At 36.4% G+C, this 26,946-nt stretch carries 23 protein-coding genes; 13 read left to right on the top strand and 10 right to left on the bottom strand.

Annotation, left to right across the window (positions count from 1 at the left end; genetic code table 11):
• The first annotated feature begins 262 nt into the window (after window positions 1-262).
• On the top strand, window positions 263-1,243 hold the full coding sequence (locus F6K54_RS02710; protein ID WP_293074095.1) for an aldo/keto reductase: 981 nt from the start codon (window positions 263-265) through the stop codon (window positions 1,241-1,243).
• A 1-nt stretch (window position 1,244) separates the two neighbouring features.
• Window positions 1,245-1,385 carry a hypothetical protein gene (locus F6K54_RS02705; RefSeq protein WP_293074092.1) on the top strand — a complete coding sequence of 47 codons (141 nt, stop codon included), beginning with the start codon at window positions 1,245-1,247 and terminating at the stop codon, window positions 1,383-1,385.
• Window positions 1,386-1,719: 334 nt separating this feature from the next.
• Here F6K54_RS02705 and F6K54_RS02700 read toward each other — a convergent pair whose 3' ends face one another.
• The 7 genes from F6K54_RS02700 to F6K54_RS02670 form a co-directional block, all read right to left on the bottom strand.
• Window positions 1,720-2,325, bottom strand: a complete 606-nt coding sequence (locus F6K54_RS02700) for a HEPN domain-containing protein (RefSeq protein ID WP_293074089.1) — start codon at window positions 2,323-2,325, stop codon at window positions 1,720-1,722.
• Window positions 2,309-3,367 (bottom strand): ParA family protein, encoded by a 1,059-nt coding sequence (locus F6K54_RS02695; RefSeq protein ID WP_293074086.1) that lies wholly within the window; start codon window positions 3,365-3,367, stop codon window positions 2,309-2,311. Before F6K54_RS02695 ends, F6K54_RS02700 begins: the two co-directional genes overlap by 17 nt.
• A 10-nt stretch (window positions 3,368-3,377) precedes the next feature.
• Window positions 3,378-3,905 carry a DUF4112 domain-containing protein gene (locus F6K54_RS02690; protein WP_366558035.1) on the bottom strand — a complete coding sequence of 176 codons (528 nt, stop codon included), beginning with the start codon at window positions 3,903-3,905 and terminating at the stop codon, window positions 3,378-3,380.
• 403 nt (window positions 3,906-4,308) lie between these two features.
• Window positions 4,309-6,228 carry a molecular chaperone DnaK gene (gene dnaK / locus F6K54_RS02685; protein WP_293074084.1) on the bottom strand — a complete coding sequence of 640 codons (1,920 nt, stop codon included), beginning with the start codon at window positions 6,226-6,228 and terminating at the stop codon, window positions 4,309-4,311.
• Between the two features lie 909 nt (window positions 6,229-7,137).
• The gene (locus F6K54_RS02680) at window positions 7,138-7,314 is read right to left on the bottom strand and encodes a 3-oxoacyl-[acyl-carrier-protein] synthase III C-terminal domain-containing protein (RefSeq protein ID WP_293074105.1); all 177 of its coding nucleotides are present in this window, start codon (window positions 7,312-7,314) and stop codon (window positions 7,138-7,140) included.
• Between the two features lie 146 nt (window positions 7,315-7,460).
• On the bottom strand, window positions 7,461-8,165 hold the full coding sequence (locus F6K54_RS02675; RefSeq protein ID WP_293074082.1) for a hypothetical protein: 705 nt from the start codon (window positions 8,163-8,165) through the stop codon (window positions 7,461-7,463).
• Window positions 8,166-8,892: 727 nt separating this feature from the next.
• The gene (locus tag F6K54_RS02670) at window positions 8,893-9,882 is read right to left on the bottom strand and encodes a hypothetical protein (RefSeq protein ID WP_293074080.1); all 990 of its coding nucleotides are present in this window, start codon (window positions 9,880-9,882) and stop codon (window positions 8,893-8,895) included.
• A gap of 372 nt (window positions 9,883-10,254) precedes the next feature.
• On the opposite strand from F6K54_RS02670, the gene F6K54_RS02665 reads away from it, so the two are divergent.
• The gene (locus F6K54_RS02665; RefSeq protein WP_293074078.1) at window positions 10,255-10,422 is read left to right on the top strand and encodes a hypothetical protein; all 168 of its coding nucleotides are present in this window, start codon (window positions 10,255-10,257) and stop codon (window positions 10,420-10,422) included.
• A gap of 302 nt (window positions 10,423-10,724) precedes the next feature.
• A complete protein-coding gene (gene dusB, locus F6K54_RS02660; RefSeq protein ID WP_293074076.1) occupies window positions 10,725-11,732 on the top strand; it encodes a tRNA dihydrouridine synthase DusB in 1,008 nt (335 codons plus the stop codon).
• A 195-nt stretch (window positions 11,733-11,927) separates the two neighbouring features.
• On the opposite strand, the gene F6K54_RS02655 is transcribed toward dusB, so the two are convergent.
• On the bottom strand, window positions 11,928-12,197 hold the full coding sequence (locus F6K54_RS02655) for a hypothetical protein (protein ID WP_293074073.1): 270 nt from the start codon (window positions 12,195-12,197) through the stop codon (window positions 11,928-11,930).
• Between the two features lie 41 nt (window positions 12,198-12,238).
• Between F6K54_RS02655 and F6K54_RS02650 the strand changes: the two genes are divergently transcribed.
• The 7 genes from F6K54_RS02650 to F6K54_RS02620 all read left to right on the top strand — a co-directional run bounded on the left by F6K54_RS02650 (window position 12,239) and on the right by F6K54_RS02620 (window position 19,020).
• Window positions 12,239-12,610, top strand: a complete 372-nt coding sequence (locus F6K54_RS02650; protein ID WP_375341948.1) for an NB-ARC domain-containing protein — start codon at window positions 12,239-12,241, stop codon at window positions 12,608-12,610.
• The gene (locus F6K54_RS02645) at window positions 12,607-13,659 is read left to right on the top strand and encodes a tetratricopeptide repeat protein (protein ID WP_293074070.1); all 1,053 of its coding nucleotides are present in this window, start codon (window positions 12,607-12,609) and stop codon (window positions 13,657-13,659) included. The genes F6K54_RS02650 and F6K54_RS02645 overlap by 4 nt, the downstream gene beginning before the upstream one ends.
• A gap of 117 nt (window positions 13,660-13,776) precedes the next feature.
• Window positions 13,777-14,109 carry a hypothetical protein gene (locus F6K54_RS02640; RefSeq protein WP_293074067.1) on the top strand — a complete coding sequence of 111 codons (333 nt, stop codon included), beginning with the start codon at window positions 13,777-13,779 and terminating at the stop codon, window positions 14,107-14,109.
• Window positions 14,110-14,407: 298 nt separating this feature from the next.
• Window positions 14,408-15,628 (top strand): geranylgeranyl reductase, encoded by a 1,221-nt coding sequence (gene chlP / locus F6K54_RS02635; protein WP_293074064.1) that lies wholly within the window; start codon window positions 14,408-14,410, stop codon window positions 15,626-15,628.
• Between the two features lie 1,084 nt (window positions 15,629-16,712).
• Window positions 16,713-17,336, top strand: a complete 624-nt coding sequence (locus F6K54_RS02630) for a DUF938 domain-containing protein (protein ID WP_293074061.1) — start codon at window positions 16,713-16,715, stop codon at window positions 17,334-17,336.
• A 427-nt stretch (window positions 17,337-17,763) separates the two neighbouring features.
• Entirely contained in the window at window positions 17,764-18,288 is a 525-nt protein-coding gene (locus F6K54_RS02625) for a hypothetical protein (RefSeq protein WP_293074058.1), read from the top strand.
• Between the two features lie 27 nt (window positions 18,289-18,315).
• Window positions 18,316-19,020, top strand: a complete 705-nt coding sequence (locus F6K54_RS02620) for a hypothetical protein (RefSeq protein ID WP_293074055.1) — start codon at window positions 18,316-18,318, stop codon at window positions 19,018-19,020.
• A gap of 278 nt (window positions 19,021-19,298) precedes the next feature.
• On the opposite strand, the gene F6K54_RS02615 is transcribed toward F6K54_RS02620, so the two are convergent.
• Window positions 19,299-20,774, bottom strand: a complete 1,476-nt coding sequence (locus F6K54_RS02615) for an ABC transporter ATP-binding protein (RefSeq protein WP_293074053.1) — start codon at window positions 20,772-20,774, stop codon at window positions 19,299-19,301.
• A gap of 1,099 nt (window positions 20,775-21,873) precedes the next feature.
• Between F6K54_RS02615 and F6K54_RS02610 the strand changes: the two genes are divergently transcribed.
• Both F6K54_RS02610 and F6K54_RS02605 read left to right on the top strand, forming a co-directional pair.
• The gene (locus F6K54_RS02610) at window positions 21,874-22,395 is read left to right on the top strand and encodes a dihydrofolate reductase family protein (protein WP_293074050.1); all 522 of its coding nucleotides are present in this window, start codon (window positions 21,874-21,876) and stop codon (window positions 22,393-22,395) included.
• A 765-nt stretch (window positions 22,396-23,160) separates the two neighbouring features.
• Complete coding sequence (locus F6K54_RS02605) at window positions 23,161-25,017, top strand: DUF4209 domain-containing protein (RefSeq protein WP_293074048.1); 1,857 nt, start codon at window positions 23,161-23,163, stop codon at window positions 25,015-25,017.
• A 456-nt stretch (window positions 25,018-25,473) separates the two neighbouring features.
• On the opposite strand, the gene F6K54_RS02600 is transcribed toward F6K54_RS02605, so the two are convergent.
• The gene (locus F6K54_RS02600; protein ID WP_293074015.1) at window positions 25,474-26,937 is read right to left on the bottom strand and encodes a WD40 repeat domain-containing protein; all 1,464 of its coding nucleotides are present in this window, start codon (window positions 26,935-26,937) and stop codon (window positions 25,474-25,476) included.
• Between the last annotated feature and the right edge of the window lie 9 nt (window positions 26,938-26,946).

The raw sequence follows: 26,946 nt of genomic DNA, 5'->3' as shown, positions 1-26,946 counted from the left end.
TTAGTCTCATAGTGGACCGACACACCTTAGATGGGGAGATGGGGAGATGGGGAGATGGGGAGATGGGGAGATGGGGAGATGGGGGGATGGGGAGATGGGTGAGAATCGTCACCCAAAACCTGCCCAACTTAACGAAACCTAACGACAGTTAGCGTATTTCTGTTTTACAGTTTGCTATTCCCTGTTCCCTATTCCCTATTCCCTGGCGCGTGGCGCTATAGTGAGAAAATATATAGATGTCTAATATTGAGAAATAGTCAGGATGCAAACTAAAGAAAAACTTATCCTACCAAAAATGGGCTGTGGTACATGGGCATGGGGCAACCGCCTCCTCTGGGGATATGATGAAAGTATGGATAATGAGTTGCAAAATGTCTTCAATCTTTGTGTTGCTAATGGTGTGACTTTATTTGATACAGGTGACTCCTACGGTACAGGCAAATTAAATGGACGTAGTGAAATGCTATTGGGGCAATTTTCCCAAGCATATACAGGTGCAAATCAAGAGAATATTTGCATTGCAACAAAACTTGCTGCTTATCCCTGGCGGTGGGGTCGTCAAGCAATTATTTCTGCTGGCGAAGCATCCGCTCAACGCCTTGGAAAAAATGTCGATTTGGTGCAGATGCACTGGTCTACAGCGAATTATCTACCCTGGCAGGAATGGGGACTTTTAGATGGTTTGGCTGACTTATACGAACAAGGTAAGGTAAAAGGTGTGGGACTATCGAACTATGGGCCTAAACGGTTGATGAAAGTGTATGAAAAATTTCGCGATCGCCATATTCCTATAACTACTCTACAGGTTCAATATTCTCTATTATCAACCTATCCTGTGACAGAATTAGGAGTTAAAAAAATCTGTGATGAATTGGGAATTAAATTAATTGCATATAGTCCTTTAGCATTGGGAATATTAACAGGAAAATATTCAGAAAATGGTTCTCTTCCTCAAGGTATTCGAGGTTTTTTGTTTAAGCAAATATTACCAGGAGTTCGCCCCCTATTATCATGTTTGGAAGCAATCGCAAAGTCAAGAAATAAAACGATGTCGCAAGTAGCAATTAACTGGTGTATTTGTAAAGGTACAATTCCTATTCCGGGGGCAAAAAATCTAGCACAGGCAGAACAAAATATTGGTGCATTAGGTTGGGAATTAGATTCTGGTGAAGTTGTGGAACTGGATAATGCTGCGGCGAGTACGGATAAGAAAATGGTACAAAATATTTTTCAGACTAAGTGATATGGCAGAAGGAAGAAGAAAGAAGGAAGAAGGAAGAAGGAAGAAGGCAGAAGGCAGAAGGCAGAAGGCAGAAGGGAAGAAAAAGTTTGTGATTGGAAATATATTTTTTTTGGGTTATAGCAATAGTCCTCTTGATTTATAATGTATAAGTCTGTAAAGATTAGACTATAATTACTGCAAGGTTAAGTTAAACGCTAATACCAATAACACTTGCTAATCTCGTTTTTATAGCAGTTAATAACCACCTCAACATTGGGGTGGTTACTTGAGTTGTTCTACTACTAAAGAATAATTGCGAATTTGCTTGATATTAATCCCTAACCCGATGCAATAAATTGGATAATTTGTAGTAATAAACTAATAATCAAAACACTCAAAACCGAGGTTTTTTTTCGATTTACCTGAAGAGGAGATTGACGTAAGGTTATTTGTTAAATTTGGAATCGGAGCGCAACATTTCAGTATAAAAAAAATTATCAAAAAATTGAATGAATACTATCAACAACCTCTTCAATAAAGTCAACTGCATCGCCCACCATAATTTCGTCAATTCCCCATCTATTGCCTAAACTTAAAGTAGGGTCTATATCAGCTTCGTGAGCAATCTTATTTCGACGGTCAATAATAATTTTTAATTCTTGCTTAATATCTTTGTCTGGCCTACCCATAATATTTCCAACTTCTTGCCACAATTTTTTATCTGAAATTAGCCTAATTGCATCTGCAATACTATCTGGTTGTTGAAAACTTTTATAACTATGTCGTTGTCGAATTTCATCTTCTAAATAAGATGCAAAATCAGGAGGATTTTTTAACCCCTTTCTTGCAGTGCCTAAAGAAATTTGAAAACGAGAAAATGCAGGGGGTTCAGGACGCAAACCTCGATGTATTTCTAGCATTCCTAGTGTGACAACTTCATGTATATAATAATCTAAGGCACTTACAGCTAGAACTAAGGCAGCTCTTAAGATATCTGAAAGATCGAGAGCAGAAGTAGACTGCGCTTTAACAGAGTTATGAACAGCTATCAAATCTCTAACGCGATTAATACTGATATGAAACTGGTCAAGCGCAGACTGCATTAGAGGTCAAATTAATAATTCGATCAGCTAGAGTTGAGAAATTATCTTTAAAAGTACTTTGTGCTTTTAAGGTACTTTCTAAAACTTGTGTACCTCGTTTACCACCTTGTTTAATTTGCTCCTTTGTCAATGCAAAAACAGGTGTTTGACAGTTCTGAGATATGGCAATAAGACTATTAAAATCAGACATTTGAGTTAAACAATAGTTATTAATATTTTGAGAAGAGTAAACTTGATTCGGTAATAACATATTTTGTTCTTTTAATGATGGAACTAATTCATCTAAAACAGCTTTTTGAATTTTATCTATCCATTCCTGAAAACTAGCAGAAGGTTTTTGATATATGATTCGATAGTTTTGGATAATTGTTCCTAAAAAAAGAGGTGTTACTTTTGGAAAAGGATAAGTAGCTTCTTTCAAAACTTTTAAGTCACTAGCTTTTTCTGCCCAAATATGCCATTTTGGCATTATTCTAGCTAGTGAATCAATTGCCATTATAGAAAAAAAGTCAGGAACAGTAGGCACAATAAAAAAATTGCTAGTCATAAGTAAGTTCTGATTTATTGAACTTAAACTAGGACTCATATCAATTAAAATATAGTCGGCAGAAAATTTTTCTGCTGTTTTTTCAAATAAATAGGAAATTGAACCAGGAAGGTTTTGAAGAGTTTGAATCGAACCACTTAATTCTTGAGCTATTCCTAGAGTTACCTCATATTCAGCTAATCCTACATGACCAGGTAACAGAAATAAACCATCCTGTCGTTCAATAGAAATACAATTAACCGCTTCTACTAATCTTGGCTGAGACTCGAAAGCAGGTGCTAAAGCAGATTTAATATCTTGGTTTTTACTGTAAATTTCTTCTAATTCTTGTTTACGAGAAAACCCCAATACCATACCTGTTAAATTGCATTGTGGGTCTGTATCTACTAGGATTACTCTTTTTCCCTTCGATGCTAACATCCAACCTAAATTAAATGTTGTTGTTGTCTTACTAACCCCACCTTTATGGTTGAAAAGGGCAATTTTTAGAACCATTTTTCTCAACCTAACCCGATGTAATAAACTGTAAAATCTGCACCAATAAACTAATAACTAAAACCCCCAAAGCAGCAAGAATAATAACAAATAAAATTAAACCACCCAACAGCAAAAAAACAAACCAGCGACTGGCACTTTTACTATTTTTAGGAGATTCTAAATGAGCCTCCATAATATCCATATTTTTAGAATTTGCCTTCCAAGCAACATCAAACAAATCTCCAAGAACAGGCACAATTCCTACCAAATAATCAAATACAATATTATAAGCCATTCGTATCAGAGTTTCCCGGGGCAAACCCATCATTGCTCCTGAAAATACAATATAAACAGAAATAAGTCCTCCTAAAAAATCACCACCCCCAGGAATCAATCCTAGAAGTGGGTCAATACCAACGCTATAAGAAGTACCAGGAACGCGAACAGCATTATCGAGTAAATCGCTAATTTTACGCAGTTCTCTGACCTTAGCTGCTTGAGAGCGATCGCCAGAAGTAGTGGTAGATGGTTTTGCCATTGGAAGTATGTGATTCAACAATTAATAATTAATAATTAATAATTAATAATTACCTCTCCTTAAAAAGAAGAGGATTGACTCAAAGGAAAATTGTTTCTTCTCTTGGTCAATTGGATATGGCTAGGTTTCCTCAGCATCCCTTGACCGCTTTTTTCTCCTTTAAAGCCTCTCCTTTAAACCTTAATTATTCGGTAAAATTCAATAAATGTGTAAATTAAGTAGGGTTTGACATCACCCACACCCTACATCTCATTAAACTTTATGGTTAGAGACTACAGCGTTGCTGATTTGAGGTATGATATCATGTCCGGATCGGAGGGCGAGTAAAAAACTTTTTCCTTCTACTCCTGTTTACTTCTTCTTTCTTCCCTCCTGACTCCTGACTCCTGACTCCTGACTCCTTCAGCAACGCCGAGACTACTTATTTTTTAGTTTCAGTAAAGTCAGCATCAATTACATCATCTCCACCAGCAGAACTTGAGGAAGACTCAGCAGCACCATCACCATTAGGAGGAGTTGCTCCATCAGGAGTTGCCCCACCAGCTTGTTCATAAATACTGCTGCTCACAGCATAGAGAGCTTGTTGCAACTCAGTAGTTAGAGACTGAATACGCTCGTCATCTTCTTGAGAAACAGCATCGCGCAAATCCTTAATCAATCCTTCAATCTTAGTCTTATCAGCTTCAGAAACTTTATCTCCCAACTCCTGAATTTGCTTCTCAGCTTGATATGCTAAAGAGTCTGCTTGGTTTTTGCGGTCAATTTTTTCACGACGCTCTTGGTCAGCAGCAGCATTAGCTTCTGCTTCTTTCACCATCCGCTCAACTTCAGAATCTGGTAAAGTGGAAGCACCTGTAATACTGATAGACTGTTCCTTACCAGTACCTTTATCCTTCGCAGCTACATTCAGAATACCGTTAGCGTCAATATCAAAGGTAACTTCAATTTGAGGTACGCCACGAGGTGCTGCCGGAATACCATCTAAGCGGAAAGTTCCTAAACTCTTGTTGTCGTTAGACATTTCCCGCTCGCCCTGCAGTACATGAATTTCTACATTTGTCTGACCATCTACAGCAGTTGAGAACACTTCTGACTTTTTGGTAGGGATAGTAGTGTTACGAGGAATAATTTTGGTCATTACCCCACCCAAGGTTTCTACACCCAGAGATAGAGGAGTAACGTCTAACAAGAGAATGTCTTTAACTTCACCCGCTAATACACCTGCTTGAATTGCAGCACCAACAGCTACCACTTCATCAGGGTTAACACTTTGATTAGGATCTTTGCCGAGGACTTTCTTAACTACATCATGGACTGCTGGAATCCGAGTAGAACCACCAACTAATACTACTTCATCAATAGAACTTTTGTCTAACTTAGCATCTCTAATGGCGTTTTCTACAGGAATGCGACAGCGGTCGATCAGGTCAGCACAGAGTTCTTCAAATTTACCTCTAGTTAAGGTGGTATCTAAGTGCTTAGGTCCATCTTGAGTAGCGGTAATAAATGGCAGGTTAATCTCTGTCTGAGTAACGCTAGAAAGTTCAATCTTAGCTTTTTCTGCTGCTTCTGTTAAACGTTGCAGTGCTTGCTTATCTTTACGCAGGTCTATTCCTTCTGCTTTTTCAAATTCCTTAGCGAGGAAATCAACAATTTTCTTATCAAAGTCGTCACCACCAAGGTGAGTATCGCCAGAAGTAGCTAATACTTCAAATACACCATCACCTACTTCTAGAATGGAAACGTCAAATGTACCACCACCAAGGTCAAATACTAAGATAGTTTCGTTACTTTTCTTATCTAACCCATAAGCTAGAGAAGCTGCTGTAGGTTCGTTGATGATCCGCAATACTTCTACACCAGCGATTCTACCTGCATCTTTGGTTGCCTGTCTTTGGGAGTCGTTGAAATAAGCTGGTACGGTAATTACTGCTTGTGTTACTGTTTCGTTCAGATATTTACTAGCATCTTCAACCAGTTTACGCAGAACCTGGGCTGAAATTTCTTCAGGGGCAAATTGTTTTTCTAATGCTGGACAATCTAATTTAACGTTACCATTAACATTTAGTACTTTATAGGAAACTTCTGTGGTTTCATTAGTTACTTCATCAAATCTACGCCCGATGAACCGCTTTACTGAGTAAAAGGTGTTTTGGGTGTTCATCACCGCTTGACGTTTGGCGATTTGCCCTACGAGTTGCTCTTCTTTTTTACCATAGGCAACTACAGATGGGGTTGTACGGAAACCTTCTGCATTAGCAATTACTGTGGGTTTACCGCCTTCCATAACTGCAACGCAGGAGTTTGTTGTACCTAAGTCAATTCCGACTACTTTTGCCATAAGAGTTTTTTTGCTCCAAATTACTACAAAAATTTTTACTTTTTGTCAACCCTAGTTTTTGAGGTTGACTTAAGGACTAATATTTGAGCCTTCTGGATTTAGTCCAGGGCCTGTCCATTTTTTATACAGTCTTTAAGATTAAGTTACTTATATCTATACTGCGATTATTTAGACCATTCCATGAAGGCGTGTTTACCGAACATCAGGGAATAGTGGACTTTTAGAAGCTTTTATAATTTTGCTCCTTTACTCTTTACTAATTTACGCTCCTTGAGGGCTTTGTTGCCATTGTGGCAAACCGTAAGTTATGTGTTGTGTTTGCCGTCTAGCGATCGCCTCTTCAATAGTTCAATAAAACAGGACTTACGCAAGGACACTATACATAGCGTCTACTAATTTAGGCGATTGCTGACGCAAAGCTCCGCTAACGCTTGAAAAATTATAGCGATTGCTGACGCAAAGCTCCGCTAACGCCTCAAGATTTTTACCATTTAAAAAACAAGAATAAAAAAACACCTATCCAATCAAAATAGCCCTGAATTTTATTGTGGGCTTCTTCAGTTCTTGGAGGAGATAATCTGAGAGTAATTCATGTTTGAGTTGATAGATAGTTTTTCCTATGTTAACTGCTAATCTTTTTAAAAAATTCCAGAAAAGTCTTATGGATGAGGGTAGGAGTCAGGAGTCAGGAGTCAGGATAAATGGGAATTTATAGAAGAGATAGTAGGAAGAATCATCCCTTAATTTTTCTGCCCAACTCTTGAGCAAAATCCTAAATTTTTGAACCATTACCACCTAAAACCTCGCACTTTCTTATTACACCAATGCTACCGGATTTGATCTAATAAAGGTTTTATCGTAAACTAAAAGCAATAGCTGATGGCTGATAGCTGACGGCTGAATGCTTACTTAATATTTAATCACAGTTGCTCCCCAAGAAAACCCAGCAGCGCTACTGGCTAAAACTACTAAATTACCAGGTTTTATTTTCTCTAATTCTATAGTTTTAGCCAAACCAAATAAAGTATCTGTTGCTCCTAAATGACCGTTTTTTTTAAAGAAATAAATGTATTTTTTTCGCTTAATTTCAGAGATTCAAAAATTGATGATAATAAGCTTTTTTTAATTTGATTAGTAAACAAAAAATCTATTTCTTTTATGGAAAATCCACTTTTTTGTAATGCAGTTATTATAACTTTTTTATAATTTTTTAAATAAATTTCTGATAAAATTTAGTCTAATTTTTCACAGTCTTCTACTTGGATATAATTAAGTCTTAAGTCAAGATTTTCACTTTTTACAGGCAATTTAGTACCGCCCAAAGGTACTCGAATAAAATCAGCTAATTTCCCATCAGTCATGCCATGATAGGAGATAATTTTGTTACTAGACTCTCCTTTTTTTAACAGGGCGGCGGCGGCACCGTCGGCGAAAAAAAGTATGGAGTTTGTATTTTTATCTGAGTAATTAAGCAACTGGGATAATTTATCGCTACAAACAACTAAAGCATAATTTAAGCTCGAATCTGCCAGCAACATATTCCGGCAAATATGAATACCTAAATTGCCACTGTTGCAAAAATTTCTAACTTCAAAAGCATGAACATTTTCAGCACCAATAATACCTTGTATTTTAGCTGCGGGAGACCAAAATCTGTAATCGTAATCTCCCACACCACAATAAGCAATTAAATCTATTTCTTCTGGTTGAATTTGAGCTTTATTTATAGCCGATATTGCTGCTTTAATTCCCATATCACTAGGATGTTCGTCTTCAGCAGCAATTGATTTTTTTTCCATGCCTATCTTTTCTGTCAAAACCCACAGGGGAATATCTGCTAGTTTAGCGATCGCTTCGCTAGTCATAACTCCTGAAGGAATATAATAACCAATTGCTGCAATACCGACTGTTTCATGATTTTTTTGGTTTTTAATCATACAGTTTCTATTCTTTAGTCAAGCATTTCAAAATTATAGAGGGAGTAGGGAGTAGGGAGTAGGGGAGCGGGGGAGTAGGGGAGAATTTTTTTGCCCAACTATGCGCTAAAAGTGCTAACTTTTTGACCATGAAGAGCTGAAAACCATGTACTTTTTTAATACCTAAAAAGGCTCAAACCTTTATCTGGTAATTATTTGATATTTAATCAGCAAACCCTAATTAGATATCTCCTCCAAAAGAGGGAGTAGGCAGTAGGGAGAAATAATTGATAATTTCTGTGTAAGAATTGATTTTGTTTTTGATTTTTAGAGATGTCTATTGATTTAATTTTTTATTATCGGAGATGTCTATTAGACATCTCATTTAAAGCCTTTTAATCACGCTTATTATTCGTAACATTCTTTTTTCAAAATGCTATTATAGTCCAATATGCTTCACAATAGTACCAAAACTCATAAGGTATGGAAAATGGAAGCATGATTGGTATCTCTTCAGATTACAGAACTGCAAAAAAAATCCCTCTTCCCTCTTCCTTCTTTCTTCTTCCTTCTTCCCTCTTCATAAAAATTGATTAATTTGCTTACCGAAAAATTGTGGTTTAAAGCCTCCCCTTTTAAGGGGATAATAAAGAAAAATTTTCATTATTAGTCAATCCTCTTCTTTTCAAGGAGAGGTAATTAATAATTATTAATTATTCATTATTAATTATTAATTATTAATTATTAATTATTCATTATTAATTGTTAAATCATCCTCAGAATTTATAGAATTTATTTCTGTAGGAAGAGTTAAAGTCACAATGCTGAAAAGATTAAGACTGCGATAACCATCAGATATAATATCTGCATATTCTTTAGAATAAAAAGGACCGCTATTATAAGCAAATCCTTCTCCTACTTCATATCTTGTTAATTCTGGTAGTGAAGTAGTTACTACTTGAATCTGCCGTTCGTTTTGTGGCGCTACTATTACATGATATCTAGCAGCATTTGACTCTTGACTAATGTATTCAGAAAGTAAGCCATCTAATTCTCCCATAATTAGCCTTTCTTTTTCAGAAACTTCTTCATCAATATTCACCAGAGCATTGATAATATCTTTTAATTCTGATACTTGTTTTTGAGGTGGGGAAGTTGCCAAATAATCATTTACATCCTGACGTAAATTTATCAAATTTACAGAAGCATCTGCTATTCTATTTGTTGTTAAATTATCCCAGGAAAAATTAATACCCCAATGGTCTGCAAATGATTGAATAAACTCTTTTTCTCTGGGGTCAATTACTTCATCAATCATAGCTACCTGGCTTAAAATACTGATAATTTTTTTAGCTCCTGAAGGTTTTAAAAATGACTTGGCTAAATCTCCAGCTTCTTTTCTTTCAAAATTAAGGGCTTCTTTGATTAAAGTCCAGAAGCCTTTTTTTCTTTCTCCTGGTACCCATAATGACATTCCTACAAAAATATAGAACAATGCCAAACCATTAAATAATATGTTGTCTATAAAACCTACATATTCTCCAGTGAAAAGAGAGTTAATTGCAAAAATAGTTCCAATAGTAAAAGAAAGTAGATTACCACTAACAGATTGACTTTCTGCAACTACACGCTCATGTTTTCGCTTCCAGACTGGATTCATTGTTAAGTAAACTTCTGCGAGAGAAAATCCTATGGATAAAAAAGCTAATACAGATATTACTTTCTGAAAAATTTCCATGATACTGCTCCAAAATGTTGAGATAAAAGTTTATAACAACAGAATATATAACATTATATTAATAATATATCAAATCTATGCAAAAAAACTTAATATAAATGTAAAAAACTAAGATTTTGATAATCAAAGTCGTAAGCATTCAGCTCTTAGCAGTCAGCTATCAGCAAATAATGAATAATTTCTTATAAGTTTAAAGAAGCGTAATTTTACAGTAATTTTTAATTCTATCCAAATTTATAAATTGCATTTCTCAATTGCTTTTACCTCCTCTGATCGTCAATAGCTGTTAACGTAGTTCCTCCGCAGGAGGCTAGCTAAAAGCTGACTGCTGAATGCTTACTCAAAATCTTTGTTAAAATCAATTAAAAAATTATGATAAATATAGAAAAAAAGGACGAATTTATGAGACTAATACCTCAAGAAAATAACTTACTAATTGATTTAACAAACCCAGAAAATATCGTGTCAGATATTTTTCTGATAAGCATTCAGCCGTCAGCTATCAGCTATCAGCTATCAGCTATCAGCTATTGCTTTTAGTTTACGATCAAAGCAATATTTAATTGTCTTACTACAAAAGTTGGTTCCCTTAACTTTAAAGTCAATTGTTAATTTAAACACTGTTCTTAAAGAGAAAGTTTTTTTGCTGACAGCTAATAGCTGAATGTTTACTTTTTCTGAACCAATCTTCAAGTGCAAAGTGAAACAGAATTAGCGGAACTACTACGCTAGCATCCAATTTTGACTTAATTTTACACACAAAAAATGCCACCGGACATGATATAATTCAGAGAGTGGAATGGGCATCTTGCCCGTTTTGGTATTGATAACTGATAACTGAAATGACTGTTCTATCTCCTGAATTAAAACAAAAATTAGCTACTCCACTAAAAATTGGTAATTTTGAAGTAAAAAGTCGTGTACTTCAATCACCATTATCTGGTGTAACAGATTTAGTATTTCGTCGTCTAGTACGTCGTCATGCTCCAGAGTCAATGATGTACACTGAAATGGTAAACGCCACAGGATTACATTATGTGAAAGAATTACCTCAAATAATGGAAGTTGATAATAATGAGCGACCAATAAGTATTCAATTATTTGATTGTCGCCCAGATTTTTTGGCGGAAGCAGCAGAAATGGCTGTAAAAGAAGGGGCGGATACTGTTGATATTAATATGGGTTGTCCTGTTAATAAAATCACCAAAAATGGTGGGGGTTCTTCATTATTAAGACAGCCAGAATTAGCAGGAGAAATTGTTAGTAAAGTCGTAAAAGCTGTGCCTGTTCCTGTTACTGTAAAAACAAGAATTGGTTGGAGTAATAAAGAAATTAATATCCTTGAATTTGCTAAAAGAATGGAAGATGCTGGCGCACAAATGTTAACTTTACATGGTCGGACTCGTGCCCAAGGATATAATGGCCCGGCAAGATGGGAGTGGATTACAAAAGTGAAGGAAATACTTTCGATTCCAGTTATTGCTAATGGGGATATTTTTTCTGTGGATGCTGCAATACGTTGTTTGGAGGAAACTGGTGCTGATGGGGTAATGTGTTCCCGTGGAACTTTGGGTTATCCATTTTTGGTGGGAGAAATTGATTATTTCTTGAAAAATGGTGCAGAAAAAGTAGCGCCTACTGCAGTAGAAAAACTGGAATGTGCTAAAGAACATTTACAGGCACTATGGGAATATAAGGGCGATCGCGGTATTCGTCAAGCCCGCAAACACATGACTTGGTATGCTAAGGGTTTTCCTGGAGCAGGGGAGTTGCGGGGTAAATTGGCAAAAGTGGAAACGGTGGAACAAGGTTGTGATTTGATTGACAAAGTAATTGAAAATTTATCGTAAAGCAGGGAACAGGGAATAGGGAACAGGGAACAGTAGGAAAACCATTTCTCTGTCTAAGGTTTATCAGCATTCTATGTCCTAACCAATTCGTTCCCTTATCGCATATAAATTATCAATTCTTTCCCCCTATTCCCTACTCCCTCTTTTCTGGAAAAGTTTAATAGACTGGATATTTGCCGACTATACCTATGATGATTATGAACCACAACTGCCAAAGTCTGGGCTACAATCTAATTCGCAGCTACCACAATCTAATTCTGGAAAATCACAGCCATTACAACTACAGTCCGACAAAACACACTCACAGCTCTCTTCCGCTACATCACCGCAACAATTAATTAAGTTAGAACCTTGCTTTTTTTTGGATTTCTTTTCACCACTAACTGCCTGTAACTTCAGAATTTCATTAGCTATTTCCCGCAGAAGGTTGGACTGTAGCACAGTATCTTGACTACTGTTGGTCAAACTGGCAACCAGCAGGAGATGTACTAATTATTTTAGATGATGTGGATAAGTATGAAGAAATTGAACGTTATTTACCGCCACAGTCACAACGTTTCAAATTACTCATTACTACCCGCAGATATTGGCTGTCAGAATCATTTGAAAATTTGCGTTTGGAAGTATTAAATGAGAGTGCTGCCTTAGAATTGTTAGAGGTATTAATTGGTGAGCTTCGTGTAGCAGAGCAAATAGAAGAAGCAAAACAACTCTGTCAGTGGTTAGGATATTTACCCTTGGGATTAGAATTGATAGGACGTTTTCTTAAGAGGAGGTCTGGGTGGAAGTTGGAAAGAATGATACAGGAGTTAGAGAAACAAGCTTGGAATTTACCTGCGCTACAGAAATCATCAGGAGGAATGACAGCAACAAGATGAAAAAGCAACTCCTAGGCTCTTCACATCCATCTGTTGCCATGAGTCTCAACAATCTGGCATTACTGTACGACTATCAAGGGCGATACACAGAAGCAGAACTTTTGTTCATAGAAGCATTGGAGATGGCAAAGCAACTCCTAGGCTCTTCACATCCATCTGTTGCCACCAGTCTCAACAATCTGGCAGCACTCTACCACTCCCAAGGGCGATACACAGAAGCAGAACTTTTGTTCATAGAAGCATTGGAGATGATAAAGCAACTCCTAGGCTCTTCACATCCTGATTTTGCCACCAGTCTCAACAATCTGGCAAATCTCTACCGCTCCCAAGGGCGATACACAGAAGCAGAACTTTTGTTCATAGAAGCATTGGAGATGATAAAGCAACTCCTAGGCTCTTCACATCCTGATTTTGCCAAGAGTCTCCACAATCTGGCATTACTCTACCATTACCAAGAGCGATACACAGAAGCAGAACCTTTGTACAAAGAATCATTGGAGATGATAAAGCAACTGCTAGGCTCTTCACATCCTGATTTTGCCAAGAGTCTCAACAATCTGGCATTACTCTACCGCTCCCAAGGGCGATATACAGAAGCAGAACTTTTGTTCATAGAAGCATTGGAGATGATAAAGCAACTCCTAGGCTCTTCACATCCTGATTTTGCCATGAGTCTTAACAATCTGGCATTACTCTACCGCTCCCAAGGGCGATATACAGAAGCAGAACCTTTGTACAAAGAATCATTGGAGATGACAAAGCAACTCCTAGGCTCTTCACATCCTGATGTTGCCATGAGTCTCAACAATCTGGCATTACTGTACGACTATCAAGGGCGATACACAGAAGCAGAACCATTGTATTTGGAAGCACTGAAAATTTGTATGCAACTGCTAGGAAAAGAACATCCCAATACTCAAACTACTTGGGGAAACTATCTATATTTTCTACAGCAAGTTCTCAACGAAAACAGACAAGAGGAATTATCTGATGAAAGGAGTTTGCAAATCATATCAGACATGGAGAAATCGTCTTTAGAGAATAGTTGAAATTAAGTAATTAAAAACCAATTTCTTTACCTCAAATATCCAAAGTAAACTGTGCAGTGAGTCAAAATTGGCAATTTGTTATATTAAACCTAAAAATATTCTCTTGGAGAGAACTAAATGAACCCAGTAACTGTTGGTTTAATCATTAATGCCCTAGCATCTGGTGCAATATTTGTTGCTTCCTCCGTGGCCAAAGAAGAAATTCAGGTCAACTATCGTTCCCTGAAAGAATTCATTGGAGAGAAATTTGGACTAATCACATCAGTAGCCCAACTGGAAAGAAGGCCAACAGAAGAAAGGCAAAGATTACTAGCAGAAGATTTAGGGGATGCCATTGAAGTTTTACCAGGAAGCCCACAAGAAATAGAAAATGTGATGAATGAGCTGCTGGAGAGAACAAAAGCTCTGACAGAATCATTAGAGAAAGTACCACAAAACGATGTCAATTAGTTTTAAAGAACGCCTAATCCTTTAGCCCACAGCTTGCTTTTTGATATCGATCCAGATATGGCCATCTCGGCTGTACAAATGACTAAAATTCGGAATATTTTCCATCATTTCTATTGTGCAGTTTCAACGTTTTTTTTGATGGCCACGACACGCAAAATGTCTCGTGACACATCCTGTCAAGTAAATCATTTTTCTCAACAGTAAAAGCCCCAAGGCTTAACGGAACGTAACAATAAGCGACTCAAGTCCGTGATACCATCCCAATTTGTAAGTATAAAAAAAGATTGGGAGAAGACCTTTGACTCTAAGAGTTGCTGTAGTTGGTTCTGGCCCAGCAGGTTCATCTGCTGCTGAAACTTTAGTAAAAGCAGGTATTGAAACTTATTTATTTGAACGTAAACTAGATAATGCTAAACCTTGCGGTGGAGCTATTCCTCTGTGTATGGTTAGTGAATTTGACCTACCAGCAGAAATTATCGATCGCCGCGTTAGAAATATGAAAATGATATCTCCCTCTAATGTTGAGGTGGATATCCATATACGAAAACAAGATGAATATATAGGTATGTGCCGTCGGGAAGTTTTAGATGGCTTCCTGAGAGACCGAGCAGCTTCTCTCGGAGCTAACCTAATTAATGGCACAGTTTATAAACTGGATATTCCTACGAATGATAGAGACCCCTACACTCTTCATTACTCTGACCATTCAGAAGGTGAAATCCAAGGTACAGCTAAAACCTTAAAGGTAGATTTAGTAATTGGAGCTGATGGGGCCAATTCCCGTATAGCTAAGGCCATTGATGCTGGAGATTATAATTACGCGATCGCTTTCCAAGAGCGTATTCGTCTGCCAGAACATCTCATGGCATATTATGAAGACCTAGCAGAGATGTATGTGGGTGATGATGTTTCCCCAGACTTCTATGCTTGGGTATTCCCCAAACATGACCACGTTGCTGTGGGTACTGGCACAATGAAACCTAACCAGGCCAGAATTAAACAGTTACAAGCAGGTATTCGTGCTCGTGCTGCAAAGCGTCTGGAAGGTGGAGAGATTATTAAGGTAGAAGCTCACCCCATTCCTGAACATCCTCGTCCTCGTCGGGTTCGTGGTAGAGTTGCTCTAGTGGGAGATGCTGCTGGTACTGTAACTAAGTCTTCTGGTGAAGGTATTTATTTTGCGGCTAAGTCTGCTCGGATGTGTGCTGAAACTATTGTAGAGACTTCTAATAATGGTGCGACTATTCCTACTGAAGCAGATTTAAAGCTTTATTTGAAGCGGTGGGATAAGAAGTATGGCATGACTTACAAAGTGTTAGATATTTTACAGAGAGTATTCTATCGTTCTGATGCTACTCGCGAAGCTTTTGTAGAAATGTGTGCTGATATGGATGTGCAGAAGCTAACTTTTGATAGTTATTTGTACAAAACTGTCGTACCTGCTAATCCTTTAGTTCAGATGAAGATTACTGCTAAAACTATTGGTAGTCTTCTCCGGGGTAATGCTTTAGCACCTTAAATTTAGTTAAAATCCACAGTTAACAAAAAATAGCGAGAAGTCCCGCGTTCTCCTCGTCGGGAACGTCGGGATAAAAGCGACTATGTTATAATATAAGAACACAGGGGGAGGGCATCACCTCTGTATAAACTGCAACTCCTTTGTGGGTTGAAGAATCCCCCGTTGTCCCTCAAGCGCAACGTTGGGAGTATGTCAAAATCCTGCGGAATATTGCTGCGAGATTTTAATCTTACATATGTAGAGTATTTTGTACATAAAGTTAAATATACTCTACTAACTACTAAAAAATATGGGGCTGTGGCTCAGATGGATAGAGCAAGCGCCTCCTGAAGTATCGGGCACCATGTGAGGAAACTCCGTGAGTGAATGTGGTCAAATTCAAGGAAGCCTAAGTCTATTATTTGTAGATATGGTAATCTTGAGCCAAGCTTTACCTAATTATTGGTGAAGAAGGTGCAGAGACTAGGGTTTTAAGGAGAAATAAAATTCTGCTTAAACTAGGCCACCACCTAAAGCTATTTTGGAGCTATGGTGAAGGGATAGTCCAGAGAGTGGGGAAACTCACACAAATCTGAAGCGCTAGGTCGCGCGTTCGAATCGCGCCAGTCCCGTTAAATCAGCAGTCAGCAGTCAGGAGAAATCTTTAGAAGGAGATTTTAACCCCTCCGCTTCCAGTTTAGAAACCGGGGGTTTTAACCCAAGCTTAAAAAGCTGAATGCTAAAAGCTAATAGCTAGTTAGAAAAATTAATCATTACCGAAAAATTGTGGTTTAAAGCATAGCCTTTGAATGGGGATAATAAAGAAAAATTTTGATGATTAGTCAATCCTCTTAATTTATCAGAAGAAGTAATTCTAAATTCTTAATTCTTAATTCTTAATTCTTGAACGGGGATAATAAAGAAAAATTTTGATGATTAGTCAATCCTCTTAATTTATCAGAAGAAGTAATTCTAAATTCTAAATTCTAAATTCTTAATTCTTGAACGGGGATAATAAAGAAAAATTTTCCTTTGAGTAAATCCTCGTTATTTATCAGAAGAAGTAATTCTAAATTCTAAATTCTAAATTCTAAATTCTTGAACTATGAGTTCTTTTAGCGATGCTCGGCAATATGCTCCCGCAACTGAGCGCAACCGCTCATTTATTTTGGAAGTACTACAGCGAGTTTTGCCTCCAACGGGAAATATTCTAGAAATTGCTAGTGGTACGGGAGAACATTCTGTTTTCTTTTCTCCCCACCTGCAACCTCGTCAATGGTTTCCTTCTGACCCTAACCCAATGTTGCGGGAAAGTATTGTAGCTTGGCAACAACATAGTCCGTCAGATAATCTGCATTCTCCTCTTGATATTGATGTACGAGAGTCGGTTTGGGCGGTGGAAAAAGAAGGTATTGAGATTGCTGCTATTGTCAATATTAATATGATTCATATTAGTCCCTGGTCAACTTGTCTGGGATTAATGGCAGGTGCAGGACGTTTGTTAGCGAAGGATGGAGTGCTATATTTGTATGGTCCATACAAACAAGGTGGGGAACATACTGTACCGAGTAATCTGAGTTTTGATGAGTCTTTGCGTTCTCAAGATCCGGAGTGGGGAGTGAGAAATTTAGAGGATGTTATTGCAGTAGCGGAGAAGGAGGGGTTAAGGTTTGTGGAGATGGTAGAAATGCCTGCAAATAATTTGTCTTTGATTTTTCATAAAGACTAATATCATTTTCGGTAAAAGATTTGTATTTGAGTTTGCGTAGGTTGGGTGAAGGAAAGAAACCCAATACATATCCCCTATTATATAGAATCCGGTTATATAGTATATGTTGATAATTCTATAATTACAACAATTCTCTTGACATTTATTGTACCAGTTAAACTAAAGTCTATTTGGTACAATGAAAAGTAATAATACCATTGTGGTTTCATATAGAATCCAGTTATATAGTATATGTTGATAATTCTATAATTACTTCAATATTTAATCTCCCCCACTCCCCCACTCCCCCACTCCCCTACTCCCCTACTCCCAACTATACAATAACTATTCAACCGGATTCTATATCAGTCCTCTTTTTTCAGAGAGGTTTAATTGGGATATGTAGAGATGAGATTATCTTCCACTCAAATTGTTTTTGCTAGTGAAAATGGAACAAGAAACATCACCTACTAGAGAGGAAATATTAACGCAAGTTTTAGCACAAGAACTACTGAACCGTGAGCAAAACCTATCACAGCCAGCTTCTGCTTTTTCATCTGTTTCAGGAGTTTTAGGAGGTTTTAGTATAGCTATTTTAGTTCTATGTTTGAATCCTCAAATAATAATAATAAATAGCAATAAAGATTGGATAGCTAGTTTGATTTTGATATCTGCAACATTTTATATTTATTCATCTGGAATTTTTGCCAATTCAACTAGCTTTAAGGAAAAGGAGACAAAGAGGAAGGTATTCAATTTTGGATTAGTCATCTTCCATTCCTCAAACTATATTTTATCGTCAGGGATATTGCTTTTAACATTTCAATTTGAACTGTTTATATTGAGAATTGTAGCAATTTTTATTACTATTTCTAGCTTTCTAGTAATGATTATAAATATAGGGGCAGTCAGCAAAAGAGGGCTACGAGAAATAATAAAAATTGCATTAATGTCTTTTTCTTCTGGTAGCTAATATCAAACATATCATTTTTTTTGATGAATGAAAAAAGATAGAGTAGATACAATTTATTATATATTAGTTGGAATATTGATCGGTATACCAACATTACCTTCGCTAATATGTTGTATTATTATCTGTTCTATATTTATAATTATTTACATTTTTGAAAATACTCTTCCATTTATCAAAAAAACTAGAAAAAAAATACAAGAGTATTTATGGCAAATAGTTTGTTATTTGTTTAAATATATCTGTGAAATTATTTTAGAATCTGATAAAGAAGAAAATATAACGAATATTGACAATCTAGTTGAAAAAGTAATAAAAGAAAGATCTCTTGACGGGCTTTCTTATTATGAGAAAGAGAAATTATTGGAGTTTTTACAAAATCCTAAAAAAAGTTTAAATAATGAAACATTAATTTTTTCTAGTCGTTTAGCTACCTTATCTAAGTCATCGACTAAATTAATGAAATTCATAGTATTTGCTTCAACAATAATTATATTATACTCAATAATACTCAGTTCAATTTCGATTGTAATTGTAATTTTAACTGGAATTAAATTTTCATTTGCGTATTTCTCAATAAATTGGATAATGTCATCTTGTGTTTTTGCATTGGCTGTTTTTGGAAGAGTGCAGTGGCAATATTATTTATTGGCATTTTATTTACCTGTAATAGTTTATGTAATGTTTTCTATGATTATCAATACAGCATTAATTTTTAAGTCTCTAGTGCAATAGGCATTTTGATATAATTAGGGTTTGCGCTCATAAAGCTAAAAGTCAGGATAGCTTACGGTAATGGAGCTTTTTATATTCAGTTTATCTCCTACTTTTATGGCTCTTATTTGCCTCAAAATACTGAAATTTTCTGCTGAAATTCAACAAAATTTCTTCATATAAAATGGCCGAAACTGTTACCTGTTCCCCCACAAATCGACCTGTCTCCGCGTCTCCGCGTCCCCGTGTCCTACCCCCACCTCCTATATTTGTTGGGTTGCGCTTGCGCTTAACCCAACCTACGGTATCAATTGTTTTTTACCGGATGTCATTAATAAACCTATCTCTTCAACTGTAGCGGTGGCAGCATCTAGAATATCAACAAATTTACCTTCATATATAATGGCAATACGATCGCTCATTGCCATGACTTCTTCTAATTCTGTGGAAATATATAAGATAGCTGCTCCTTGTTGTTTTTGAGCAAGTAAAGCTTGTTGTACATATTCAGTAGCACCGATATCTAAACCACGGGTAGGTTGCATTGCTACTATTAATGTTGGTTTTCCAGAAAGTTCCCGCGCCAGGATAATTTTTTGTTGGTTTCCTCCAGAAAGTTGATTGACTTTTAACTGTGGATGACTGGCACGAATATCAAATTTTTCTATGGCTTTTTTCCCATGATTATTTATTGCTCCAGACTGCAAAAAACCATAACGACAAAAAGGCAAAAATCTAAACAATTTTAAAATCAAATTCCGAGCAATACTAAAGTTCATAATTAACCCCATTTTCTGGCGGTCTTCGGGAATATATCCCACTTTTAAATTATCTACAAATTCGATGTTTCCTTTCTCCACAAAACGCAAACCGTTAATAGCATCGGCTAATTCTCTTTGACCATTACCATCGACTCCTGCTACTCCTAAAATTTCCCCACTATGTAATTGAAAAGATAAATTATTTACTGTAGATAAACCTCGGTCATTTTTGACTTCTATATTTTTAACTTCTAGAATTATTTTGCCTTTTTTGGCAGCAATTTTATTAGAAACTAAATTTACTTCTCGACCTACCATCATTTCAGCTAATTTATGGGTAGTAGTTGCTGATGTTTTGATGGTATCTATCACTTTTCCCCGACGTAAAATTGTGACAGTATCACAAATATTCATTACTTCTTCTAGTTTATGACTGATAAAAATAATTGTGTGATTATTTGCTGCTAATTTTCGCAAAATATTCAGCAAAGAATGTACTTCTGCTGGAGTTAAAACTGCTGTAGGTTCATCTAAGATTAAAATTTTTGCTTGACGATAAAGTACCTTGAGAATTTCTACCCGTTGCTGAATACCTATTGGTAAATCTGCCACTTTACTACTCACTGGTATTTCTAAATTATAGGCTTTTGCCATAGCGCTAATTTCTGCGGATTTTGTGTTTAAATTCAGATTAAATTTTCCACTATTTCCCAAGATAATATTTTCTGTAACTGTTAATGTTGGTACTAACATAAAATGCTGATGAATCATGCCAATACCATAATTTATTGCTACACCAGGCGAAGAAATTTTGATTGGTTTATCTTCTAGATAAATTTGACCAGAGTCTGGTTGATATAGTCCTGATAATATGTTCATTAATGTGGTTTTTCCTGCACCATTTTCTCCGAGAATAGCGTGGACAGAACCTGCTGCAATGGAAATACTAATATTATCGTTGGCAACAAAATTTCCGAAGCTTTTAGTAATATTTTTTAAGTGTAAATATGTCATTTCAGTTATCAGTTATCAGTTACAGCAGATTTCAGGTATATGAAGTACAGAGATTAACAATTAAATGAATGCAAGTGTGGGCATCTTGCGCGCGACGGGTGTACCTCATTAAAGTGGAATTTGCTGTATCAGTACCTCTTGTAATGAGGAATACCCGGCACGGGAGCAAGATGCTCCCACTGTTCTCGTCAGAAACATTATCGAATTATTAATTATTAATAATGAATAATTAAATAATTATGGTTTAAAGCCTCCCCTTTTAAGGAAAAAAAAAGAAATAATATTTCCTTATATTCAATCAAGAGCGGTTTTAACCAGAGGTAATTATCAATTATCAATTATCAATTATCAATTATCCATTAATGAACGGACAATACACGACCATTACAATACATCACCACCAAATTTCTTTGTCAGTAGGAGGGTCGCGATCGCTACTTTTTTCTACTCTTGAAGAATAAAATCTTAGAGTATTGAAGAATATTATAACTATAAAAAAATATGAGTAAAAATCTTGACTCTAACCTTAAATATTTAATACTTTATAATACTTAATTAGTCTATTTAAAGAGGAGTATTCAAAATACTAATATTATTGTAGGAGGTTATACTTACTACAATTATTTTAAGAATTCATAAAATTTTGAATGGAATGTTTTCTATCATTTTGATTTTGTTTGATATAGATTAATTATTTTTATAGCAAGGAACGTAGTTGGTGTTTGACTTCTGCTAATGATGCGCCTTAGATAGGAAAATATTTGTCCCACTGTTACCAAAAAATGAGGTCCACGCGCCTCCCTTTTAAGGGGATGAAAAAATATTCAGTTCAGTATTTCAAGCCTCTGGCTTTAGTCGGAGGTACTGATAACTGATAACTGATAACTGATAACTGAAATGACCTTTCTTGGTCGGTATTCCCATGGTGAGGAAACCCGCTCTTGCAGAGTTGCTCCGCTTTTTCCTATAGGAATGCTAACATATCGCGGAGCAAAATGCCGGGTTCAGACTGCTTACGTCTGTAACCGACGTGGGGTAACACCGCTGTTTACTGCTATAAATAAGATTCTATGTTTTTGAATAAAAATTATTAGATATCATGAGAAAAATTAGGTTATTTATTGCTGCTAGTCTGGATGGATATATTGCCAGAATATCGGGAGAAGTTGATTGGTTATTTACTGACCAAAATTACGGATATGATGATTTTTTTGCTGAGGTGGGGACTGTATTGATGGGTCGGAAAACTTATGAACAAATATTAGAATTTGGAGAATATCCATATGTTGGAAAACAGGGTTTTGTCTTTTCCAAAACTCGCCACGGTGAAAGAGATGAAAATGTAGAATTTATTGGAGAAAATTTAGGAGAGTTTGTTCATCATCTCCGTCAATCTAGTGGTAATGATATTTGGCTAGTTGGCGGTGCAGAAATAATTCAATATTTTATCAAGCATGGTTTTCTTGATGAGTTGATTTTGGCGATTCATCCAATTATTTTAGGAGATGGTATTCCTTTGATTGTTAAAGATAAAAATCTAGAGACAAAACTCAAGTTTAAAGAAGTTAAAAATTACAATTCGGGATTGTTACAGGTATTTTATGACCTAAGCATTCAGTAGTCAGCTATCAGCTATCAGCTCTTTGTTATTAACTAAATTATCATACTAGAAGAAAATTATCTACCAAGGAGAATTAAAATTAATTAATGAAATTGGCTATAACCTAACCTCAGTTATTGCTTGCATAAGTTTAAAAGCTGATTGCTTTTTGCGGAACATGACCTAGGAAATGCTAATAGCTGAATGCTTACTTTATGAATTAGTAGAATAAGGTATAGCAGTTGTGTTTAACAATTAATTATTAATTATTAATTATTAATTATTAATGCAGTTTTCATTAACATAGAGTACAGAGATTTTGGTTTAAAGGCAGCTATGCTGAGGGCAGAGGGAATAATTTTTGTAGTCTACCTTTGTGAAAACCGCTATATTCTGTCAAAATTCCTCAAATATAATTTGTGGTAGAACTAATATTAAATACGTTAATATTCGCTATCAAAGATTGATGGAGAGATGGGGAGGTTCGTAAATAGCACAATTTTTTGTATTTCATAATAAATAACGTAAGCATTCAGCTATTAGCTGTCAGCTCTCAGCTCTGATGAGGGGATTTTAATATCTAGACTGTTTCAGGCAGCTTTTAGGCGTAAAATTTAATTCTCACTCAATTAGTAAAGCTTTTATCTAGAACTAAAAAAAACAATAGCTGTTAACGCAGTTCCTCCGCAGGAGGCTGGCTGATAACGCAGTTCCTCCGACAGGAGGCTAGCTGACGGCTGAATGCTTACTAAATAACTAATAAAAATATAGAATAAAAGTAAGAGTATGTTATCTATTACTAAGAAAGACTTTATCAAATCAGGCTGGCAAAATGTGGTTAATGCTAGTGAAAAAAAAGAATGTTTTGCCTACATTAAAGGCTTCTGTCAAAAAGCGGAAGAAGCAGAAGAAGCAGGAAATATTAGAGAACAAACTATATTTAAAATATTAGCAAAAGTAACTCTCGTTGATATTAGGAGAACTCACCGACAATTAAATGAAGAAGACTTTGCTAAAATTAACTTGACAGATGAACATCTAAACTTTCTGGTTGAAATTGCACCTGAGATATCAGACCCTGAACTTCAGGCAAGAGTTGCAAATATTCTGTGGAGCAAACAACGTAATTATCCCATGGCTAAACTAGCAGTTAATGCTTACATAAAATCTGCTATAAAATTAGAATATTTTACTGCTATAAAATTAGGAATTCCTACAAAATGGATCGGTTGCTATGACCGAATAGAAAGAGCATTTCACCTGGCAAAAGAAATTAATTATCACGTTGAAAAAGTAGTTAAACATATAGAAAAAGTTCTCGAACGTTACCAAGGAGAAGACCCTCTTTGGTTATCAGCAAAACTCATGGAACTTTTACAAAAAAATAAACTTGGCTGCCCCAAAAAATATGCTGCTCTAGCTGAAAAAGCTGCCCTTTTATCAGAATCATCTTATGATTGGGATAGAGCGAGAAATTATTGGGAAATAAAAGCCAAATGGCATCAAATAGAAAAGGATAAAGAAAACGAACGTGCAGCTTTAATACTTGCTGCTGAAACCTATTTTAAACAAGTAGAAAAAGCCCTAAAAAACAATCAGATTTTTTATTTAGCAGCATCAAAGAATCTTCAGAAAGCCATTGAAGCCTTTAGAAATATTCCTGGCACAAAAGAAGAGACTGTAGTGGCAAAAGCCAGAGCAGAAGAAGCTCATAAACTTTTACTTCAGTATCAAGAAAAATCTAAGAAAAAATGGATTACTAACTATTCCGATCCCGTTGACTTTACTGAAGTATTAGAGAAAGCTAGAAAAATTGTGAGAGGTGAAAAATTAAAGGATGCTCTTTTTTCCTTAGCTTTATCAACAAATTTTGCAGAAGTTTCTCAACTTAAAAAACAAATAGAGCAGATAGTTTATGATTTTCCTGTGTTTCCTATTATGAAAAAAGAGAAAATAAATCAGAATGGTAAAGTTGTAGATAGACAAAAAGTGGAAACTACACAATTTGAGGAACTCAAAGCTGCAATGGAGTTTGAAATGTATAATACCAGCGCATCTTACCAAAGTATTCAAGCCCAAGTATTGATAGATCCAGCCAGGGAACAAATAAATTTAGAACATTCTGTAGAAATTAAAGACTTTTTTCCCATTGTTTCAAATAACCCTTTTGTACCACCCAAGAGAAAATTTTTGTTTGCAAAAGGATTATATGCTGGCTTAACTGGAGATTTCTACACATCTACTCACATCCTCATTCCCCAAATTGAAAATGCCATCCGTTATCTACTTTGGAAACAAGGGGCATTACCTTCTAGCTATGATGATAAAGGAATTCAAAAAGAATATAACTTAAACAAAATTCTTTACCTCCCTGAGATGGCTGATATTTTCGACGAAGACACACTTTTTGATCTTCGAGGTTTACTTGTTGAAAATTCAGGCTCTAATTTGAGAAACCGCATGGTTCATGGTTTGCTGGATGATGATGATTTTTTAAGTCCTCTGATGTCTTATCTCTGGTGGGTGACATTGAGACTATGTTGTTTACCAAATGTTATATATCAACATGAACGAAGGCAGAAGGCAGAAGGCAGAGGGCAGAAGGAACAACTGGATGGGGTTTCTGATCCTAACCAATTATAGGCAACGCGAGTGACAGTGGTTTTCATTTCAGTATACCACAGTAGGGGCGTTGCATGCAACCTCTCTACTGGGTTTTGGTTATGGCGATGTGGTTATCAATTTGAAAAGCGCTGTAGGCTGCAAATTATCCTAAATACAGCTACACTTGATGAAATAAGTCTTGAGGAGCCACGAAAATGCAAAATCAGAATATAGGTTTAATCTAAAGGCGTGCAGTACATCAATGATCCCCCTAAATCCCCCTTAACAAGGGGGACTTCCAGTTCCCCCCTTTTCAAGGGGGGTTAGGGGGGATCTCCTGACTCCTCTTTGATATGAATATTAAGTGGAGTGGGTATTCTGCCTATCCTAAAATATAAAGAACGGGAACGGGCAAGATGCCCATTCCACAAGACTATTAATACCATCCCGCATTTATGCAACGCCTTTTTTTTCAAAATTATTATCCATAAATTATCAATTATCAATGATATCGTTACAAAGAGTTTTATCGCTCTCATCAACTTCGGGATTATTCTCCAGATAGTCTCGCACCCAGTTGCAACCACGTTTTAGCAGTTCATCTAAGTCTTTATTCTCTGTAGATTTAGGTGGCTGCTGCTTCTCCAAGCTCCACAAGTGGATAGTACCATCTTCTAAGTCTTTATTCTCTGTAGATTTAGGTGGCTGCTGCTTCTGCAAGTTCCACAAGCGGATAGTACCGTCTTCTCCACCAGTTGCGAGTAACTTGCCATCAGGACTAAAACTAATAGTGTTGATCGCTCCTTTAGGTACTTGGAATTTCTCCACCTGCTGACGATTTTTCAAATCCCACAAGCGTGCGGTGCCATCTGCTCCAGCAGTTGCCAATAATTTGCCATCGGGGCTAAAACGAACGCTGTTAACTGCACCTTTGGGAACATTAAATACTTGCTCCTGCACACCCTGTAAATTCCACAAGTAGACAGTACCCTTTTTTCTTCCAATAGCTAGTAATCTACCATCAGGGCTAAAACTAATGCTAGTTACTAAACCCTGACTTCCTATAAATGAGCGTAATAGTTTACCTTCCAAATTCCATAATTTAACCATGCCATTTTTTCCTGCACTAGCTAGTAATTTACCATCGGGACTAAAAGCAACGCTAGTGACCGAACCTTGATTTCTTCCGAATGAGTATAACAGTTTGCCTTCCAAATTCCATAAGTTAACCGTGCCATTTTCTCCTGCACTAGCTAAGAGGTTGCCATCGGGACTAAAAGTAATGCTAGTGGCTGAACCTTGATTTCCTCTGAATGAGTATAACAGTTTGCCTTCCCAAGTCCGTAAGTCAACCGTGCCATTTTCTCCTGCACTAGCTAAGAGACTGCCATAGCGAGTAACAGTAAGGCTAGTGATCGAACCTTGATTTCCTATTAATGAGCGTAACAGTTTGCCTTCCAAATTCCATAAGTTAACCGTGCCATTTTCTCCTACACTAACCAGCAATTTACCATCGGGGCTAAAATTGACGCTAGTCACTGAACCTTGATTTCCTTGGAAGCGGTTTTGTTCTTTGATTTCATCAACTACTTTTTGTAAGGTGGCGATCGCCTCATTGTTTAACTCAGTATTGTTTCTAGGTAATAGCTTGAGTTCTTTCCCTGAGCGTAAACTGGCTATCAACCCCTCTATCTGTTGATTCGAGGCAAAAAATGCTTCTCCCCTAGCACTACGAGTACGGATTTCTGAAATTTGTGACCGTTGAATTTGAAACCGGGAGAACCCTACTAATATTACTAAGATTGCTAACATATTTAATAAGAAGACATAAATTAGCGGAAAAGTGATATGTTTTTTTACTGGTTCACCCTCATTTATTACTAGATAGGAGCTGTTTATTCTTTCTGATTTTTGGCGATCGCTCCGCTTGATGATGCTCAGTTTGATGAATANCTGCATAGTCAGAAG

It is taken from the genome of Okeania sp. SIO3B5 (genome assembly GCF_010692555.1).
In the GTDB taxonomy this organism is placed as follows: domain Bacteria; phylum Cyanobacteriota; class Cyanobacteriia; order Cyanobacteriales; family Microcoleaceae; genus Okeania.
This window is presented reverse-complemented; position numbering and strand designations above follow the sequence as displayed.